The organism is Bacillus sp. FSL K6-1218 (assembly GCF_038006445.1).
In the GTDB taxonomy this organism is placed as follows: Bacteria; Bacillota; Bacilli; order Bacillales; family Bacillaceae_G; genus Bacillus_A; species Bacillus_A thuringiensis_S.
The window spans coordinates 302,571-322,558 of record NZ_JBBOVE010000002.1 but is presented as its reverse complement, the minus strand read 5'-3'; the positions used below and the strand labels follow the sequence as shown (position 1 = coordinate 322,558).

Sequence of the window (19,988 nt, the reverse complement as noted above, 5' to 3'; positions counted from 1 at the left end):
TTTTTTGTATAGCCTCATAGCTAGACTTAATTATTAAAAGCTAAATAAATTTCTATATAGTGTAAAATTAAAGAAATTAAATAGGAATTTGGGACTATATTTGTTTTAAAGGGATTGAGGTGGATCTAATTTCATTGAATCTATCATAACTTTAATATGTTTCGAATTACCTTTAACAGATAGTTTCACTTTTTCAATTTCAAATGTTTTTGAAAAATCTTCATTTCCTATTGAACCAATTAACTGATCTAATTCATTAGTCCATGTAATGTTAGTAGCTTGAATCATTGCCTTAATCGTAGGTATATCTGCGTAGCCAGTATACATAATTCCATCAATTACTTTTCCGTTTTCTCCTAACATGACACTTACCCATTTCATATCTTGATCTGATTTATCTACTTCTTTAGGGTAATAAAACCTATATGTATTGGATTTCTTTTCTAGTTCAAGATTAAATGGAAGAATTTCAATACCTTGTTTAGATACAGTACTCTTAATGTTATTATAGTTTTTTAAATATTCTTCTGCTGTCATATGTTTAAGTGCAACTTTTTCTTTTACATCCACTGGTTCTTTTTCGGGTGCTTCTATTTTGTTGAGAGTATCTTTGTGTTCTATATCTGTGCAACCTAAAAGGCTAGCCGCTATCAGGAAGGTTCCGAGTATAAGTATTTTCTTTGGCATAAAAATCTCTCCTTAAGTGATATAGGAAAAATGCCGAAAGAGTTGATATCCTTAACAATTTCGGCATTTTTCAAGTTTGGATACTTAAATTTTTTTATAACGAAATAGAATCATTTATATGATCTAATTGATTTAAGAAAGAACATTACAATTAGTCCTGAAATAAATAATAAGACCCCATTTATTAATAAGATTAATGGTGAACCATAAATGTCAGCGAAAAATGAGGAAATTGCTAAAGCGACTGGTGATGCAATACTCGTAAGAGAACCGAGTGTTCCAAAAGTCCTTCCCTGTAACTCAGGATCTACCTCAACTTTAATAATCACATTGACAAGCAATGTACAAAATGAAAAAAGTATTCCTAAGAGGAGAATTAATGGTACTGCATAAAGAACAGATGGAGCAAAAGATAGCCCTACAAAGATTGGAGCTAGTAAAACCATACTAAGAATTATCCACCAACCCCGTCGATGTAACTTATTATCAAAAAAGATAATAATGCCTGCGCCTATCATATAACCTATTGGAATGCTAGATTCAATTATCCCAAATTCAATCGGATTTGCCTTCCACACTTTTACAGACATTACTTGAATAAGCATTAATGAAGCAGTGAAAAATGTGATTAAAGTAGGCGAGAGTATAATAACAGATTTAGCAAAAGGGTTCTGCCATATATACTTGAAGCCTGCAACAAGGTCCTCCTGAAATGAATTTTTGATTCCTGTTTTTTTTGTAGAATTAGGAAACTTTCCACTTAATAACACTAAAATAGCGGATAACATAAAAGTAACTGCGTCAACTGAGATAGCAATGCTACCACCAAATGCTGCAACTACAACTCCTCCTATTGCTAGCCCCGAAATACGAGATACGTTATCTGCTACATTTAATACTCCAGTAGCTTGTTGAACTTTGTCTTTTCCTACAATATCAACTAAGGAAGCATGGAAGGCAGGAGACTGAAATAATCCTGCACAAGAAGTAAGAGCGGTTAAGATAATAATAAGAATAAAGGGGGTACCGGGTATTGCAATACAAAATGCGATACTTAGTATTAAAAGACTTCTTATTATATCTGTTATCCACATTAGTTTTCTACGATCTACCCTATCTGCAACAGTACCTGCAATGGAAGAAAACAACATGCTCATGACCATATGAGTTATGGCAATTGTAGACATTAATTTGGCACTTCCTGTTGCTTGCAGTACCCAAAGGTTTAAAGCAATACTGTGAAATGAATTTCCAAACATTGATAAGGTATAACCTGTAAATACAAAAGTAAATGTACGATTTTTCCATAATGTCTTTTTTGAAGAAACAGCAAGAGCGGAATCTAATTCGACCTGTTGTTGCATAGTATTGTCACCTCACAAATTTAAGTATCTCATTTATAAAAATTTGTTTGCAAACTAATAATGGTGAACTTTAGTAATCAAGTTAATTAGATGATTAATGAAATGGAATCTAATTGCAAAAGAGTTATATTAATATAAAAAATTGTTATTTTGAGGTAAAAACGATAGATATGAAATGGATTTAAGTACATAAATATTTGAAAAATAAAACGTAATATAAATTAAACATAGAAATCTTAGAATGTAAGTCGATTTAAATTTTTATGAAATTAAATTACTAGAAAATATCTACTAATGGCATTATCAAATTTGTAGAAGTAAATCTTTAATTTATAGAGAAAATTTTAATTAGCATTTAGAGAGGAACATTTTAACTGTACAATATTGTTTTAATTTTTATATAAGATTTTTAAAAATAAAATATTTCTCCAGATTATTTTGAAATTTCTTTACAGCTTTTCCCTAGGTTTTTAATATTTGTAAGATTGGAAGCTATATTTATATTTTATAGTTTATTTTGGAATATAAGATTGGTATTAGTAGTATAAATAGTATTTTTATTAATAATCTAGTATTTACTTTTAATACTCCTCTCTGCATAAAGTTTTACCAAATATTTTCAGGTGAATATTACCAAATAAAAAATGTTTTGTCTATGTATTTTATTGGGGCTATATTTTGCAAGCATAATTCTATGTAAGAATTTTCTATATTTACCCTCCCTATATAATGACATTTTTTCCCTTACTTCGACATAAATCAAATGGTACAGTTTATAGGACAAATATAGAACCCACTTGTAGACATTATTTTGTATGAAAAATTGAATCGAAACATGAGTTACTAGTTAGGAGGCGAAATATATTTTAACTATTTTTCAAATAGTACTTAAGGTAGAGTGCTAAACGTTTGAAAATAGCTTGTAAATGCTTCTATGGAATGGAGGTTGTCATTTGAAAGAAAAAGATAAGCTTCAGGTGAATAGGAACAACGTTAATTTTTCTAAAGATATAATATATCAAATTGTAACGGACAGATTTCATAACGGATGCCCATCATATAATCCCAAAGGGGAATTATATGATGAATCTAGGAAAAATAAAAAGAAATACTTTGGTGGAGATTGGATAGGGATTATTGAAAAATTAAATACAAATTATTTTACTAAACTAGGTGTGACGTCATTATGGATATCTCAACCGGTAGAAAATATCTTTACTCCAATAAATGATTTGGTAGGAAGTACTTCATATCATGGCTATTGGGCTCGTGATTTTAAAAGAACAAATCCTTTTTTTGGGACATTTGAAGACTTTCAAACCTTAATAACAACCGCTCATGCAAAAGATATAAAAATTATTATGGATTTTGCACCTAATCACACTTCGCCTGCATTACATGATGATGCGACCTATGCTGAAAATGGTAGATTATATGATAATGGATTGTTACTTGGTGGATATGATAATGATTACAATCATTATTTTCATCATAATGGTGGGACGGATTTTGAAGAATATGAAGACGGAGTTTATCGTAATTTATTTGATCTTGCAGATCTAAATCACCAAAATATAGCTATTGATTTGTATTTTAAAGAAGCTATTAAATTATGGCTAGACCAAGGGATAGATGGTATACGAGTTGACGCAGTAAAACACATGTCATATGGCTGGCAAAAAAGTTGGCTAAATTCAATCTATAATTATAGACCAGTATTTATTTTTGGTGAATGGTATATCAATCCGAATGAGTATGACCATAGAAATATTCATTTTGCAAATAATAGTGGTATGAGTTTATTAGATTTTAGTTTTGCTCATAAAGTACGTGAAGTTTTTCGAGATGGAATGGATTCCATGCGTGGGTTACACAAAATGATTGAAGAAACATATCAAATTTATAATGATGTAAATAATCTTGTTACTTTTATTGATAATCATGATATGGACCGTTTTCACATTAATGGACAAAGTAAACGTAGAATAGAACAATCATTAGCATTCTTGTTAACTTCAAGGGGAATACCTTCTGTATACTATGGGACAGAGCAGTATATGGTTGGAAATGGAGATCCGAACAATCGTGGTCAAATGGAATCTTTTGATGTGAATACAGATAACTTTAAGATAATACAATCTTTATCTTCGCTTCGTAGTTTAAATTATGCACTTCCATATGGAAATACCAAAGAAAGATATATAACGGATGATATTTATGTATATGAAAGGTACTTTGGAAGTGATGTGGTATTAATAGCGTTGAATCGAAATTTAACAGAAGGATATGAAATAAAAGATGTTAAAACAATTCTTCCTTCTAGAAAGTATAAGGACATACTAGATGGCCTTTTAGATGGTGAAGCAATTAGAGTTGAAAATAATAATATAGATTCATTATGGCTTGGACCTGGGTCAGTACATGTTTGGCACCATAAAGGAGTAAATAGTATACCTTTAATAGGGACTGTGGGACATAAAATGACAACAGTTGGTCAAATAATTTGTATTGAAGGATGTGGTTTTACTTCTAAAAAAGGATTAGTATTATTTGAGGAAAAAGAGGCGGAAGTTGTTTCATGGTCACATACTAGTATAAAAGTAAAAGTTCCAGCAGTGAACGATGGTAAATATGAAATTACTGTTGTAACAGATACAGGAACTAGGAGTAATATCTATAAACATGTAGAGGTCTTAAATACAAAGCAAGTTTGTATTCGATTTGTTATTGAAAATGGATACGAAATACCAGATTGTGATGTTTTTATAATGGGTAACACATATTCATTAGGAAATATGAATCCTTGCAAAGCGGTAGGGCCATTTTTCAATCAAATAATGTTTCAATTTCCTACGGGTTATTTTGATATAAGTGTTCCGGCTGATACCTTGCTAGAATTTAAATTTATTAGAAAGATCAATAACACACTATTGATTGAAGGCGGAGAGAATCATAAGTATCTGACCCCGAGTTTTGGAACTGGAGAAGTGGTTGTAAAGTGGCAAACTGCAGAAAAAACTATCTTGGTGGAGTCTTAACTATTTAGGTCTACTTTTTTTTACAATTGTAATTAAAATCGGGGGAATTTCATTCTGGTAGCTAAAACAAAAGCTTTTACTGAAAAATTCTCTTAAAAGTTAATAAAGGGTACGTTTTTAAGCTAAGAAATTTGAAGAGAACTGTAATAATGAAAGTGAAAAATAGAAAATTGGAGGTTACTATGGAACGAGCTTCTAAAGTGATTACGACTGAAAATTTTTATTCTGAAATACTTGAGAATAGTAGAAAACTATTTATATATTTACCACCTGGTTATGAAAGCAATTCGTACCAAAAGTATCCTGTATTATATATGCATGCTGGGCAGCGCTTGTTTGAACCAGTAATAAAAAATGATGAATCATGGAATGTCCACAAGACGACTGATATGCTAATTTATGAAGGGAAAATTCAAGAGATAATAATAGTAGGTATAGCACATAAAAGAATCATCGAAAATAATGAGTTTTGTCATTTCATTTCACCAGATAAACATATAGAATGCTCTGGGTTATTATATGAAAAATTTATAATCAATGAGGTGAAACCTTACATTGATGAAAATTTTAGAACATTGACTAGTGCTGAAAATACAGCTCTAATAGGGTCATCAGCAGGTGGTTTATCAACTTATAATATTGGTTTCCGCAATCCTGAAGTGTTTGGGAAAATTGGGATGTTATCCCCATTCTTTGTGAAAGTTGAAGATGATCATTCGGAATTAAAATTATATGAAATGTATGAAGGGAAAAAAGACTTAAAAATATGGATGGATATAGGTAGTGCGGAAGGTTTTTTCTTGGTAAAACATGTGAGAGATATTGCAGAAACTTTATTGGAAAATGGTTACAAATATAGAGATGATTTAATTTTTTATCAGGATCCAAATGGTGCACATTTTGAAAAAGACTGGGGAGAACGTATGCATCTACCATTAATATATTTTTTTGGAGATATTGGCAATATAGTTAATGTTACATTAGATGGGCGAGATGTAGTTGGATTAACTGGAATGAAAGTGAAAATTAATCCAATTGTTACGTACGATAGTGGTTTTGAAATGAGTGTTTTAGATGGTGTGTTTGTAGTCGATAAACCAGACGTGCTAGAGGTTATGGGGGATGGAACAATTATACCTAAGAAAATAGGAGAAGCCGAAGTTACCTTTGTAACACAAGGTGTAAAAGGGATACCTAAAAAATATAAGGTAATAGAAACATTATCAGAATTTGTAGATGTTTCTGTAACAGTCGAAGTACCTGAAAATACACCAGTTGGTGAACGAATTTATATGAGTGTAGGCATGATACTAGATAGAATAGAAAAAAATCGTTTTGCAGGTAATTTTAAAGTACCAAGGGACCTTGCATGCAGGTTTAAGTTTTCAAGAGGCTTTAGGCTCTTTGAAGTGGATAAATTAGGACAACCTATTCCACATAGAAAATTTAAAGCTACTAAGGACTTACAGTTGAATTATACTGTTGAGAACTGGATAGGGCTGTAAAAAAATAAATATGGGGTGAGTGCTGTAGTGAAAATGAAAGAATTAATTCCAACTTTTGATGTCCCTTATTATTATTCATGCTATATACCAATTCTTCACGATAAATTAAAAAGTATGGGTAGCATTAGTTACATGAGTTTAATAGCCAATGAAGAGTTATATAGTATACCAGCATATCGTATGGATACTATCACATCGGTACCTTCTGTAGCTAGATATACACAGTTGTTAGAATATAATCAAACATTTCGTATGGAGAAACATGTATATTCTAATTTTGAAAAGGGGCTTCAATATATAAAAGAATGTTTGAATCGTCAAGAAGTATTTATTACCTTAGGAAGCACCTTTTTTCTACCATATAGTAATGATTATTTGAACCCCAAATTTATAAAAAGTCATATAGATGTCCATACGGATAAATATGTTACAGACCATTACCTCGCAATTAACAAACTTACAGAAGATAGAGTATTTGTTCAAGATCCAGTTCCTAATAAATTTATGGGTGAGATATCAATGGAGGAGTTTCATTCTTTTTGGAAAGGAGGAAAAGCTATACCTGAATTGGCTCAAGCAAAAGGTATAGAAAGAATTTCATCTTACTCATCAATTGATGTGATTATACAGGAAAAAATAAGCATGGAAAACCTTAAAGATATTTTTTTGAGAACACTAAAAAAAATATCAAGTGAGTATGTTCGAGGTTTAGTTATGCAAAAAAACAATAAGATATATTATTTTGGTAAGATTGCAGCCCTTGAACTTAAAGAAAATATAAATGAAGATTTTCATAAACAAAGAAATATGTTTCCTTTGTATTTGAAATGTTTATTTGATATGAGATGGAGTAGATATTTTTTATATGACTTACTTATAGACATGAACGTGTTATTTAAAGATAAATTTATTCATATTACTAGTGAGTTAATGGATATAAAACAATCATGGGAAAGACTGTATAAGATTGCACATATTAAATTATTAAAAAAAGATAGTAACTTAAGTGATCTCGAATCTTTTAATTTGATAATGATGAATATTATTAATAGAGAGTGTGTCTTACATGAGAATATTTTATTTCTTCTGCAACATAATTATAGTCTTCAGTCTTAATAGGGAAAAGATAATTGAGAGAAGTAGAGTAAGGCTACAACGTATACTTACAAACTTTATCAGTAGAAGAATAAGTGTATTTAGTGTTCATGTTATATACTACTACAATTGCCGGAAGGAAATCTTCATAGTAAAAAGATGATTTATAAAAAGGAGTGTATTTACTTGGAAGATACAAATAAAGAAAAGATTATTCAAATTGTATTTTGCTGTGTTGAAGAAGTGAATGAAAATCTTGAAAATAAAATTAATCTTGAAAAAGGCTTGAAAGCACATCTTTATGATTGGGAGGGGTATTTAGATTCGTTAGGGCTAGTATCTCTATTGGTAAGTATTGAACAAGGCTTAGAAGATGAATTGGGTTTATCAGTTGATTTGGTGAATTTAGATACAATGTCACAACATAATAGCCCATTTAAAACAATAGAAGCATTAGTTGCGTATATTTTAGAATGCCAGGAACAATTAAAATCACTAACATAACAAAATATTAAAGGAGAAAATTTAAAAGGAGGTTAGGTATGCATATTGACTTTTTATTTGAAAGATTTGAAATGAATAAAGAATGCGAAGCTATTGTTTGGGAGGATAAAACTTACACATATGAGTGGTTTCTAAATCAAATAAAGATTTATACAAGGGAGTTAAATGAACATAGAAAGATGGATTATACAATAGTCTCTTTGGAAGCGGATTATTCTCCATACTCTATAGCAATGTTTTTAGCGCTTATTGAATTAGGGTGTACTGTAGTACCGATCCTAAATTCATTGGTTGACAGTAAGAAGAAAGAATACTATGAAATAGTTGAATTAGAAAAGGTGATTAAAGTTGAAAGCGCAAGCTTTGAAATAATCAATATACAAAGAGATTACATTCAAAATGAATTATTATTACAACTGAAAAAGTTAAAACATCCAGGATTAGTATTGTTTTCATCTGGTACAACCGGACGTAGTAAAGCAATTGTACATGATTTTACATTACTTCAAAAGAAGTACAGTGTCGCAAGGAGTGCAAAACGTGTTATACCATTTATGTTATTTGATCATATTGGAGGGGTTAATACTCTCTTCCAAATTATTTCTAGCTTAGGATGTTTGGTAATTATTGATGATCGTACCCCTAATCGAGTATGTAACATGATTGAGAAACATCAGGTACAAGCTTTACCTGCATCACCAACTTTTATAAATTTACTTATACTGAGCGAGGTTTATAAAAAGTATAATTTAAATAGTTTGCAGACTATTTCTTATGGATCAGAAGTTATGCCTGAGGCTACACTAAGTAAAATAAACGAAATATTCCCTCATGTTAAAATTACACAAATGTATGGGTTATCAGAATATGGGGTTTTATATTCGAAATCTAAATCGAATGACTCTTTGTGGATCAAACTAAGTGATGAGAATATTGAGTCAAGAATTGTGGATGGAATGTTGCAGATCAAATCAATGTCTACAATGATTGGTTATATTAATGCTCCAAGTCCATTTACCAAGGATGGCTGGCTTATGACAGGAGATATGGTGGAAGTAGATGGAGATTATATTAAAATTTTAGGAAGAAAATCAGAGATTATAAATATTGGCGGAGAAAAAGTATTTCCAGCTGAAGTTGAAAACGTAATACAGCTAATGGATGGAGTAGAAGAGGTTGCTGTTGTTGGTGAAAAAAATGCAATCACAGGACAAATGGTTAAGGCTGTGGTTAAATTAAATACAAATGAAAGTGTAAGTGAATTTAGAAAGCGATTAAGAGAGTTCTGTAAAGATAAACTACCATTATATAAGATTCCACAGAAAGTGGTATTAACAACTGAGAAAATGCATACAGAGCGTTTTAAAAAAGACAAGAAGGTATTTATGTAACTAAAAGTTGAAGTCCTTTTTATACAATAATTTAAAAGTAAATTATAAATCCCTTATATTTTGAAAAAACTTTTTCAAAATATAAGGGATTCTTTTTATTTTTTTCGGATCTAAATTGAGGAATTCATATAAATAAGCTTCTTCGCAAAATAAGAATTTACGTGTTGAGGAGAAACTTTATGTTTATAGAGTTTGTTGTTGTTTATTATTACGATTCGATAGGAATTTATCTAATGAAATAGATTGGCTGTTATTTACTACAAAAAATAAAGAAACAGCCAATAATAATAAATCAAATTCATACCCTCCTATAAATCCTTGATCAAATTTCACAGTAATAATGGCTCCGGCCATAAGTAAAGAAAATAAGGTTGAAATAATTCGTGTACCAAGCCCCAGAATAACTAAAATTCCACCCACTAGTTCAAGAATTGCTACTGGATATGCAAGCCAATCAAATATTCCTAGGCTGTTGAAGAAATTTTCTGTATTATAGATGCCATCTTGAAATTTTATGAGTCCATGAGCAAAAAAAGTAAACCCTAATACTAATCTAATAATGAAAAAACTTAACTCATTTTTGTTTGACAATTGATTTTCCTCCATTCAATGATTTTGAAGTACTATTAGCCATAGATTTTTTCCTTTCTTTATTCTAATGATCTATATATGATACAGAATCAAAAAACAGTATATTTTTTTGTTTTATAACTTTACTACTTGATCACTTTTTGTTTATAGGAATAAGGTTCTATCCCTTTAATATGTATTTCAATATCCTGAAGTACAGTATTGTTAATGGATCCTTCAATCATTCCAAATGTTTTATTTAGGATGTGACCGGCACTTTTAAACCCAACATAATGTCCACGAACCATACGTGGAAAACATGCACCAAACATACCTTGTACTGTTATAATTGATTGGAAATGGAGAACCTCAGTAATTAATGTTCCTATCATCGCTATTTTCATTTTAGTATTTGGAGGTACTTTAATAGAATGTTCAATTGAAGGAGAGGTATGAATTGATTTTGAAGTGCTTTCGCCTACAAAAGTTGAAATATTAAATTCATTACCCGATTGAAATTTACCTGCGATAATAAGATCTGATTTTAAAGTTAAACCTGTAATAGATTTCGAAGTCCAAGATTGTATATTGGCCCATTGTTCTTTTATTGTCACTACAATCTCTTTTTCTTCATTATTAGGATTACATACAAATTGTTCCTTTAGGGTTATTTCATCTATTGAAGGTTTTTCAAGATCTCGAAATATAAAGGGGCCCAGCATTTTATAACAAGCGTGATTATAACGTTCAGTAATAGCAGGCTTATTATGAATTGGAAACGTCTCATTATTTACTGCAATTTCATCAGGAAGTATTCCATAAAGATCTTTAAACGCATCCATTATGGAATCTGTAGTTGAATCTAATGATTCTAGATCTGAAAAAGATAATTTTTCTTGTATAATCATACTAATGCTCCTTACCTATTTGTGTATTTTATTTATTTGTTTGATCGTGGTTAAAAGACAATTAAAATATGAAGAAGAGGTAAACTAATAGTTTGACAGATAGAATAATTAATAACTTTTGAGAATAAATTCCATTTTATGCTGTGGGATTCCTTTCAATTAATACTCGTTAGAAATTTATAAATATTTGATTGAATTTTAGGAAAATAGAGGTTTTTATTGAAAATCAAACTAAGGATAAAGTTATGGAACGGATCAATAAACAGATTATTAAGGATGGAAAATAACGGATGAATAGTAGAGAGATGAATACGAACGAAAGAAAATCTTGTGAATCATAAAGAATTTAAGAGCTAGAGGTATAGAGATAACATCACAGATAAGGTTGAAGAAACGTACAAAAGGTTATATCAACTCTAACTAAATGATAAAAGCCCTGCAGGGGATGCAGGGCAAGACTAAGGGTATTGAAGAATTGTCGATTCTAAAAGTAAAGGACTTCTTGGAATGTTATAAGTTTAACACGAGATATATTAAAACGATATATAAAGATGTTACAGAAATGTGAATATGAAAATCATGAAAAAGTTGATAATCCATAGAAGCTATAAGGGATTATGTTTGTAAAGGTGTCTTTATATAGTTAATAGGACCGGATTTTGTTTGTTTTAAGATCTGGGAATCCAGTAGAATGCACTGCCTAATAGACAGGTTCCTGGGTATTACGAGGCGTGAAAGCATCAAAAAATCCCGTACAGAAGCACAGGCCGGTTGATACACATATCAGTAACTGATTTAAAAAGTCTATCAATAAGACTATTCAATATTAATATATAGTATATATTAATCACCCAACAGAAGTGCTTTTTTACTTCTTTTATAGAATTTACATATTAAACATATATTTATACGCATTGCATTGTTACTACACGCTAAGAAATAGTAATAAAAAGACAGTACTGATGAAACTGTATAAAAATAAAAAGAATCCTAATAGGGGGAATTCTTTATGGAAGTTGAGCATGACAAAGCTCCTTGGATATATAGGACATTTTAATATATTGTTGGTCTATTTAAAAAGAAAAACATAACTTGGTACATTGGATTAAAGGATATCTATATAATAGGTAGAATCTAATTATTTGGTTCACATTTTAATTCAAGGGGTACAAATTCGATGCGGCGTGAGAAGGATTTGTTGAAACAATGGAAGGCGGATTTGCAAGCTATTCAAGAAGAGAAAAGGCTGAAGAAGAAGGCAAAGAAAAAGAATAAGAATAAGAGATATAGCATTCCGGGTAATACAGCTGACTTCATGGATGGTAAGAATACTTATCGTAAAGATAATGGAGTATGGAAGCAAAGAAATAAATAATGTGCAGATAAATAAGTTTGATCAAGTTTATAGCAATTATCGGGGGCGCTTCCTTGATCTGGGAGGCGTCCTGTTTGTTGTTAATATTACAAAACAAACGAACACAAAATTAAGATGCGCTAACGAGAAGGGATAGATCTTGCTAAACAACATGGCGTATAATGGAACACGCTTTAGAGCTGCTTGCTAATAAGATTTTAATAATAGAAACATACTATATGTACTTAGAATTAAAGGTAAAAAGGAAATAAAAACATACTACAAAAACTACATAATGATGAATATCCGTATGACTGGAAACTGGATTATAGAGAATTGGGATGAGTTTCGTAGAGAAGGTGAAGCGAAAATAGGAACTAGTTTAATAGAGTAAATGCACGAGTAGGAGTTGCTGGTACATTACGCCGGTAGTCTTCATATAGCATGGAATTTCATGTACTGATTACTATAGGAAAGTATTCTGTATGCAAATTAAATCATGCTTTTACAGATGCAAAAAAAGGAGCTGTTAGTAAGGCTAACTGCTCCAGATCAAGGAATCTCCAAGGGGAAAGACTAAGGACTTTAAATGAGTTTTGGCTAATGCCTATCCCTATTATTGACGGAATAATAAGTTTTATTCAATTATAACGAAAGTAATGTGTAAGTATGTTACAAGAATAGTCCAATACCTATCCATGTAACTCCTAATATAGACAATGATTCGATAATAATTAAACGTTTAGCCTCATTTTGTTTTGGCGTAGTTAGCTTCCTAATTAGGGAGAATAGCCCACTTATTCCGCACAAAGTAAGAGCTAATAGTAGTAAAGTACTTGTCATTCTAATCACTCCTAGTATTTGGATATTCTTATTGTATACGAAGCTAGAGACGATAAAAATAGTAATGTTATCGTCTCTTTTCTATGAAGTATGTAAAGTGTGACGTGAATCTTCAATGGATAGAGGTCGTGTAAGATAACTTTCAGTATTAGAAGTATGAATATTGGGTGAAAGGAATGCAGACTGTTGAAAATATAAAAAACGTATAGTACAATAAGGGTGTAAGCCAGATTATAACGAACAAGAAGTCGGGTGGTTCTGATTCTCGTTCTATTGATAGGTCGTAAGCTTTTTGAAAAGTCTTGGTTTGGTCACCAAGGCTTTTTTCGTACGCAGACAGGAATAAAAGCACTGCATGTCGCAATACTATATAGAGTAGTAAGCTGGGTTTCAACGTCTTTGCACTTCAAAATGATGTTGCATTGGTCGTGTGCAATAAAAGTATGGTCAGTACTTCACCTTGAAACCCAATCATAACTACAAATGGGCTTTGTGTCGCTATTTATAGCGGCACTTTTTTATTTAAGAAGATGTCTTACATATTCAGTTATACCCTTACCTACTTCACTTTTTATGAAAAAGTAATGCACATTTCGAAGGAAACTGAATGCTGTAACGATTGTACCAAAAGAAAAAAGACGTTTACGTTTCTTCTCTCTCTCTGAACGTTTTCGGGCGGTTCTAGTATTCTCCACGTTCTATTGTCACCTCCTCTTAAAAAGAGAAGGGCAAAGACGGCACGTATTTAGTGTACAGTGTTTGACAAATCTCTACAAGAACTTATTTTCTGGTATGGAACATTCGAATATGTAAGATCAATTTCGAGTAAGATGTTTGAAGAAACGTACAAAGGTTATATCTACCGATTCTCTTTTAGGGGTACGGAAACGATTCAGGGAATGAGGGGCCACTATGGGATTAAATTACAATTTAAAAATTTATACAAAAACTGAAAGTAAACTTTTACCCATTAGTTTACATTAAGTTCTTCACAAACATTGAATTCAAGCTGAACCCTCTAATATCCTCAAAATACGTAACGAAAGTATACATTCAAAACGCTATACATAAATAGGTGTAGAACCCAATGAACAAAAACAAATCTAATTGATACTCACCCCATCCTAACATCCTAAGTGGAAAATTGGAGAAATAAGTGAAGTCAAGTTTTCGAAATGGTAGAACTGAAGAGGAATATACTTTATAAGGTAATAAAAGAATATGAAAGTACATTAAAAAGAATCAGTCGTAATCTGATTCTTTTTTTAGTGGAATTCTATATTAGCTCCGCATTAGCTGTTCACTTCACATATCTCTCAAATATAAAAATAATACTGATTCTTAAACGTATAATTTTCTATCCTTAAAATGGTAATTTCTAACAGTATCTATATGAGGTACGTAAAGTTCAATGGAACACTCCAGGAATTAAACCGACAAATATATTTCTCAATTCTAGATTAGGAGTTAGTAAATTATACTTAATGGGTATTAAAATAACGAAATTAAGAGGTGATGAGTTACTTATTGCTCTTGCATTGTATTTTACTATATAAAGTTTGAAGTTCGAAATATTAATTGTTTTGCTACGTATAGCAGACGTATTACCAATAATGCGAATTAATTTTATATAATTGAGAGGGTGTATTGTAATGGTAAAACGAGATATCTCTCCAAGAGATCTTGGAGGTAAAGAAGATTCCCCATTTTTACTTTCTAAAGAGGAATGGATTACGATTCAAAAATATACAGGAGATGGCGCATATGTACCTGTGAATGAAGCCGAAATGCGTAAAGTTTTAGCACTTTCATCTTCAGACGAGATGCCCGATTTTAATGAATTATATTCGGTTTATACAAATGTTAAAAATCACTGTCAAAACTGGACAGATAACACATATAGAGAAGTTCTTGGAGTTGCTAATGAAATTGTAAATTATGCGAGGAGAGCAAAAGTTTACTACAAACCATTACTCGATTATTTACCAGCTATTATAGATGGCGATACTGAGGCTTTAGAAATGTTTAAGAAAATTTGTGAGAGGCTAGCAAGGGAAGCAGCCGAATTTCGTGATCATGCCGGTGCATTGGCAACGATGATTGGAACATTTGCAACTGATACGGCAAATGATTATCAGAGTTTAATAGTGGTTAAGGACAAATATGATAAAAAATATGGTGAACATAGTGAAGAAGTAAAACAACTTAGAGCTTCGGTAGAGCGATTACGGGAAGACTTAGAGGAGTATATGGATGAGTATGAGGACTATCAATCTCAATCATGGTTATCTCTGTTACTTGGTCCTATTTTTGGATTTGTATTAAAAGGGATTCTCGACAGTACAAAAGGTAAAGCATTAAAAGCTCGAATTGATGCTACAAAACAACAAATTGAAGAATCTGATAAAATAATTCAAAGAAATGTTTATCTGATGTCTTTACTTGATAAAACTGATACAGGCACGGATAAAATCCAAGAGCAAATGGCTGCTGCGCTACCTATAATACAGAAAATTCACGGTATTTGGAATTCTCTTCATAGTGATCTTGATGAACTTTCCAAAATTGTGATGGAAGATATTCATGATGATCCAGAATTTGCTGATCTTGGAGTTGAATTGGCTATTATGCAGTGGGAAGCTGTTGGAAAACAAGCGGATGACTTCCGAGTTAATGCAGATGTTGGGTTTGTTGTTGAACAATACACAGCTTAAGTATGAAATCATAATGTCACCTATAATATAAACTGCTCTAATATAGGAATAAATGAAATAAATACAGTTCGGTCTATAAATCTAGAGACAAAAGAAGAATAAGAAGGATAAATTTTCATTTATTCCATACATTCTTTTTTTTGTCTCTCATTTTATAAATGGAGGAATTCATGATGGCTCGTAGTATTGATTATAAAGCTTTGTATGAGGAATTATTAACAAATCAACAAATTCCAGGAACATCTTACTTAAATGCAACAAGAACAAAATACGAAATTCGAGATTTATTCGTAGACTTAGGTGAAGTATATAAGTCTATTGAGGACGGTGAATTAGCACCAAGAATGATTTCAATCTTTGCGGATGTTGTTCGAATTCCTGACAAATTTAGTTGTACTTTACAAGATATACAACTAGTTATTAGAGCAAGAAGAGTGGAAATACAATCAGAAGGGACCGCAGAGATTTTACTAGATTATAAAAATGGAAGCAAGTTAGCTCAGTTTACAATATATGGTGTTGAACTTTCTGGAGTGTTACATGCAACTCCAATCTATAATCAAAGTTCTCCACCTCCGTATTCTATAGAACTGAAAAATAAAGGCGTAAGATTATCCGATAAGGATGGGGTATTTACTGCAGAAGAAATTACATACGTAGTACCTACGCCTCAACTTCCAAAGCTTTTTACTTCTGTTTTCCAAATAGCATGTCTATTTTTTGAATCCAGACCGGATATAGCAGCCAATCAGTTAAATTGGTTAAAGATATTTACTACCCAATATGACGGACTAACTTCATTGTGTGTACAAAGCACTTCATTGTTGGCTATTTTAACTGCTAATCGTGGTGATAATACGTTTGTTCCCCTTTTAGATAAAGAACTCTACAGAGATGAAATTAATGCTTTTTTGGGAGCTGCACAGCAATTTGAGGCACAATATTATCGTTACTTAGATAAAAATTTATCAATTGATGATCGTAAAAATGCAGCCTTGCTCATGCTAAAGCATGAACAAGATACCTTATTATTTAAAGAAACATTAATTAATCAAGCAAAAAATAATTTAAAAAATTCTCGAGATGCAATTGAGACATCTTTACGCCAATTTGAGAAACAGCAACATGTCTTAACATTATCTAGAATTGAGTTTGAGTATGGACTTAAGAAATATGAATATGAACAACAGCTGAGATTAGCTTTCAAAATGGTAAGTACTGTACTAAATTTCGCACAATCTATGGGTTCTATAATTGCTTCAGGAGGAGCTTCTTTCCCCGGAGAAATAATAGGGATAATTAATGCTTTAAAGGAAATTATAGAAGCTGGTGGTGAACTATCAGCATTAGCTCAAGCGTTAAAAGAAAGTATGGAGAAACTAAATGAACTTGTAGAATTAATTAATAAGGTATATGCATTAGCAGAAGATATATCAGAGGCATCAGGAGATATGCAATTCCCAGATGATCTATTTGAAAAAATTAAAAATACTGAGTGGGATATTCCCCAAGAAGATTTAACTGGTAAAGCAACTTGGGACATATTTAAGCTAAAGACAGCTGCAGCTTTAGACGATGCAATTAAGAAAGAAATTGAAGGTGCTAGGGCATATCTACTAGAATTAGATATTTTAGCTGTATATGGACAAACACTTGCTTCAAATCAAGTAGCTGTCATTCGTTGCGGTCAAGAACTATTCCGTCTATTAATTGAAAAACATATCCATCAAGCTGACCTTACAAGATTAGAAGAGTATATTAGAAATCTAGAGGGACAAGAATCTGAAAATGAAGAAATGGAACAAAAGTTGTATCAACGTTATATAGACATGAAGCAAATTTTATTTGTGGCATTAGCAAATTACAAACACGCTTATAAATATTGGGCTCTCCGAGACTCAGACGTAAACCCAAATATCCTAAAAGATGTATCCGAACTAAAAGTGGATGTGGCAACAATACAAACAGATTGTATGCAGGCCTTAAAACAATTTAATCCACCTCCTCAACTCTTTCAAAATAGAATAGTGGAAATTACAGATTCAAAAATTCTAGAGTCATTGAAGGAACAAAGAGAAGCTTCGTGGGAAATCAACTTAAACAATTCCCTTTTTGAAAATGAGTATCGTGTTCGCCTCAAATTAATGCGAATTTGGTTAGATGGAATTGCCGCTACTTCTAAAGTACAAATACGGATTACGAATTCAGGACACTATTATGATAATTATATGGAGAAAAAATTTCAATTTAATTCGGAATCCTTTAATCGAGGATTTAGTTATCAAGGAGCTACAATTATTACTGATGGAATCATTGCGGACGAATTTGCTTACGATTACTTTATTCCAAACCCTTACACAACTTGGACAATTAAAGTTCAGGATGGTCCAGATCTCTCCAATGTGACAAAAATTAGAATGGAGTTAGCAGGTTCTCTTGTTACTAATTATAAGAAAAATAATCCAGTTTAAATGATTTAATAAAATCTGTTTTAAAAAAAATGAGTGAATACAACTAACAATTATCTAGAGAGGTGTTCATATGAACCAGTTAGCCTTTTCTCCACGAGAATTAGGAGGGAAAAATTCTCCTTTTCTCCTTACAATAGAAGAATGGCGTTCATTCGCTAATTATTTAAACAAATGGATCTCAGCACCGACTAGTATCGATCAAGTGAAGGAAAGAATATATCTCATACTCGACGGAAAAGTAAAAAGTAATTGGGATAGACTCATCACAACTTCTACTTTTCGTAGATTAGTTGAAGAAGCCATTGCAACTAAGTTAAACGTTATAGAAAAATGTAGGTTCTGGGACAATGGAGGGCATAAAGATATACTTATCATTGCTCAAAATATTGTTGCCTTTGCGGATTTAATTTCTATTAAATATCATAATGATCTTAATCAAGTAATATCGGAAGCACAAACTGGTAAATTATCCCCCAATACAAAATCTAAATTCATAAATATATGTAAAGATCTATCTAGTCACGCACAAACATATTATCAACAGTCTCAATCTATGGAAACATCCCTTTCCGAATTTTATTCAGAGATTCAAAAATACGAAGAAACAGTACAAACTTGGTCATACCTTATGTCACAGTTACCACTGCAAAACTCAAATGATTTTGTTGTCGCACAAAACACGGTTGTCTATTTAGTAGCTCCAGTCATGAGTTTGGTTCAGTATAAAGAGTCCGTGTGCACTGTTATTCGAAAAGTCCATAGAATATGGAGTGCTATATCTTATGATTTAAAAGAACTAGCTGATAATATTGAGGATATCGAAAATTTGGAGGAGTTCATTGCTGCTTTAGAGCTAGAATTGGCCTTTGAAGATTGGAATGCAATTCGGGATGAAGCGGAAAATTTTTATAAAAATGCAGAGAAATTTTCTTAAAGAAAATTAGCTATACAAAACAGGAACCCGTCATGGATTCCTGTTTTTCAATTTACAAAATAGAAAAACGCGGATTCACCAATTCTAATTATAAAAAAACATGAACTTAGTTTTACTTTTTAGGTCGGCTGGGTACGGAAACAATTAGAGGGATAAACTTCCAGAGTGGCCCCTCATTCCCTGAATCGTTTCCTTACCCCTTTTACTAGATAAATAGTATCAGTAGATATACGATTTTTTTCATGTTGTAATTAAGATAAGTTAATGAAATATTATGATGAAATTTAGTGTGATAAAGGGATTAAGTGAGCGGAGGGAATTGGATGGTTCATAATATAATACATACTAGATTCAAACTACGAGAAATCGAAGAAAATGATTAGAAGGATATATATACACATCACAGTCCATTGTGTGCCGATACAAAGTATGAGGCCCTAATTCGGAAACGGGAAGAATTTGTAAACCAAGTTCTTCAAGATGCAAGTAAGGTCCCGAGAAGTCGATTTTTTTTTGCATTGGTTGAATTTGTTTCACATTAAAATGTTATATATAGGATAAGTTCTATAAGCAACCATTTAATAAATATTAATATGTATAGCTGAATCTA

Annotated in this window: 15 protein-coding genes; 9 read left to right on the top strand and 6 right to left on the bottom strand. The window is 31.5% G+C overall.

Annotated features, from left to right (window positions below):
* Positions 1–105: 105 nt before the first annotated feature.
* Together MHI26_RS29695 and MHI26_RS29690 are read right to left on the bottom strand one after the other, a co-directional pair.
* A complete protein-coding gene (locus tag MHI26_RS29695; protein ID WP_061668083.1) occupies positions 106–687 on the bottom strand; it encodes a hypothetical protein in 582 nt (193 codons plus the stop codon).
* A gap of 110 nt (positions 688–797) precedes the next feature.
* On the bottom strand, positions 798–2,051 hold the full coding sequence (locus tag MHI26_RS29690; protein ID WP_061668082.1) for an MFS transporter: 1,254 nt from the start codon (positions 2,049–2,051) through the stop codon (positions 798–800).
* A 953-nt stretch (positions 2,052–3,004) separates the two neighbouring features.
* Here MHI26_RS29690 and MHI26_RS29685 point away from each other — a divergent pair.
* From MHI26_RS29685 to MHI26_RS29665, 5 genes are all read left to right on the top strand, one after another.
* Positions 3,005–5,089: an alpha-amylase family glycosyl hydrolase gene (locus MHI26_RS29685; protein WP_061667042.1), complete on the top strand. Its 2,085-nt coding sequence runs from the start codon at positions 3,005–3,007 to the stop codon at positions 5,087–5,089.
* Positions 5,090–5,271: 182 nt separating this feature from the next.
* Complete coding sequence (locus tag MHI26_RS29680) at positions 5,272–6,594, top strand: alpha/beta hydrolase (protein ID WP_061667041.1); 1,323 nt, start codon at positions 5,272–5,274, stop codon at positions 6,592–6,594.
* A 27-nt stretch (positions 6,595–6,621) separates the two neighbouring features.
* Positions 6,622–7,710, top strand: a complete 1,089-nt coding sequence (locus tag MHI26_RS29675) for a hypothetical protein (RefSeq protein WP_061667040.1) — start codon at positions 6,622–6,624, stop codon at positions 7,708–7,710.
* Between the two features lie 165 nt (positions 7,711–7,875).
* Positions 7,876–8,193, top strand: a complete 318-nt coding sequence (locus tag MHI26_RS29670; protein WP_061667039.1) for a hypothetical protein — start codon at positions 7,876–7,878, stop codon at positions 8,191–8,193.
* A gap of 38 nt (positions 8,194–8,231) precedes the next feature.
* A complete protein-coding gene (locus MHI26_RS29665) occupies positions 8,232–9,584 on the top strand; it encodes an ANL family adenylate-forming protein (RefSeq protein ID WP_061667038.1) in 1,353 nt (450 codons plus the stop codon).
* A gap of 183 nt (positions 9,585–9,767) precedes the next feature.
* Here the strand turns inward: MHI26_RS29665 and MHI26_RS29660 are convergent, their stop codons facing one another.
* On the bottom strand, positions 9,768–10,190 hold the full coding sequence (locus MHI26_RS29660; RefSeq protein ID WP_061667037.1) for a DoxX family protein: 423 nt from the start codon (positions 10,188–10,190) through the stop codon (positions 9,768–9,770).
* Positions 10,191–10,300: 110 nt separating this feature from the next.
* Entirely contained in the window at positions 10,301–11,062 is a 762-nt protein-coding gene (locus MHI26_RS29655) for a hypothetical protein (protein ID WP_061667036.1), read from the bottom strand.
* A gap of 1,177 nt (positions 11,063–12,239) precedes the next feature.
* On the opposite strand from MHI26_RS29655, the gene MHI26_RS29650 reads away from it, so the two are divergent.
* Positions 12,240–12,437: a hypothetical protein gene (locus MHI26_RS29650; RefSeq protein ID WP_061667035.1), complete on the top strand. Its 198-nt coding sequence runs from the start codon at positions 12,240–12,242 to the stop codon at positions 12,435–12,437.
* A gap of 651 nt (positions 12,438–13,088) precedes the next feature.
* On the opposite strand, the gene MHI26_RS29645 is transcribed toward MHI26_RS29650, so the two are convergent.
* Entirely contained in the window at positions 13,089–13,259 is a 171-nt protein-coding gene (locus tag MHI26_RS29645; RefSeq protein WP_176520912.1) for a hypothetical protein, read from the bottom strand.
* Positions 13,260–13,777: 518 nt separating this feature from the next.
* Positions 13,778–13,954: a hypothetical protein gene (locus MHI26_RS29640; RefSeq protein ID WP_176520913.1), complete on the bottom strand. Its 177-nt coding sequence runs from the start codon at positions 13,952–13,954 to the stop codon at positions 13,778–13,780.
* 939 nt (positions 13,955–14,893) lie between these two features.
* Here MHI26_RS29640 and MHI26_RS29635 point away from each other — a divergent pair.
* The 3 genes from MHI26_RS29635 (at position 14,894) to MHI26_RS29625 (ending at position 19,378) form a co-directional block, all read left to right on the top strand.
* Entirely contained in the window at positions 14,894–15,973 is a 1,080-nt protein-coding gene (locus MHI26_RS29635; protein ID WP_255259165.1) for an alpha-xenorhabdolysin family binary toxin subunit A, read from the top strand.
* 173 nt (positions 15,974–16,146) lie between these two features.
* Positions 16,147–18,444 (top strand): hypothetical protein, encoded by a 2,298-nt coding sequence (locus MHI26_RS29630; RefSeq protein ID WP_097888222.1) that lies wholly within the window; start codon positions 16,147–16,149, stop codon positions 18,442–18,444.
* Between the two features lie 70 nt (positions 18,445–18,514).
* Positions 18,515–19,378 (top strand): hypothetical protein, encoded by an 864-nt coding sequence (locus tag MHI26_RS29625; RefSeq protein WP_001072414.1) that lies wholly within the window; start codon positions 18,515–18,517, stop codon positions 19,376–19,378.
* The last annotated feature ends 610 nt before the right edge of the window (positions 19,379–19,988 follow it).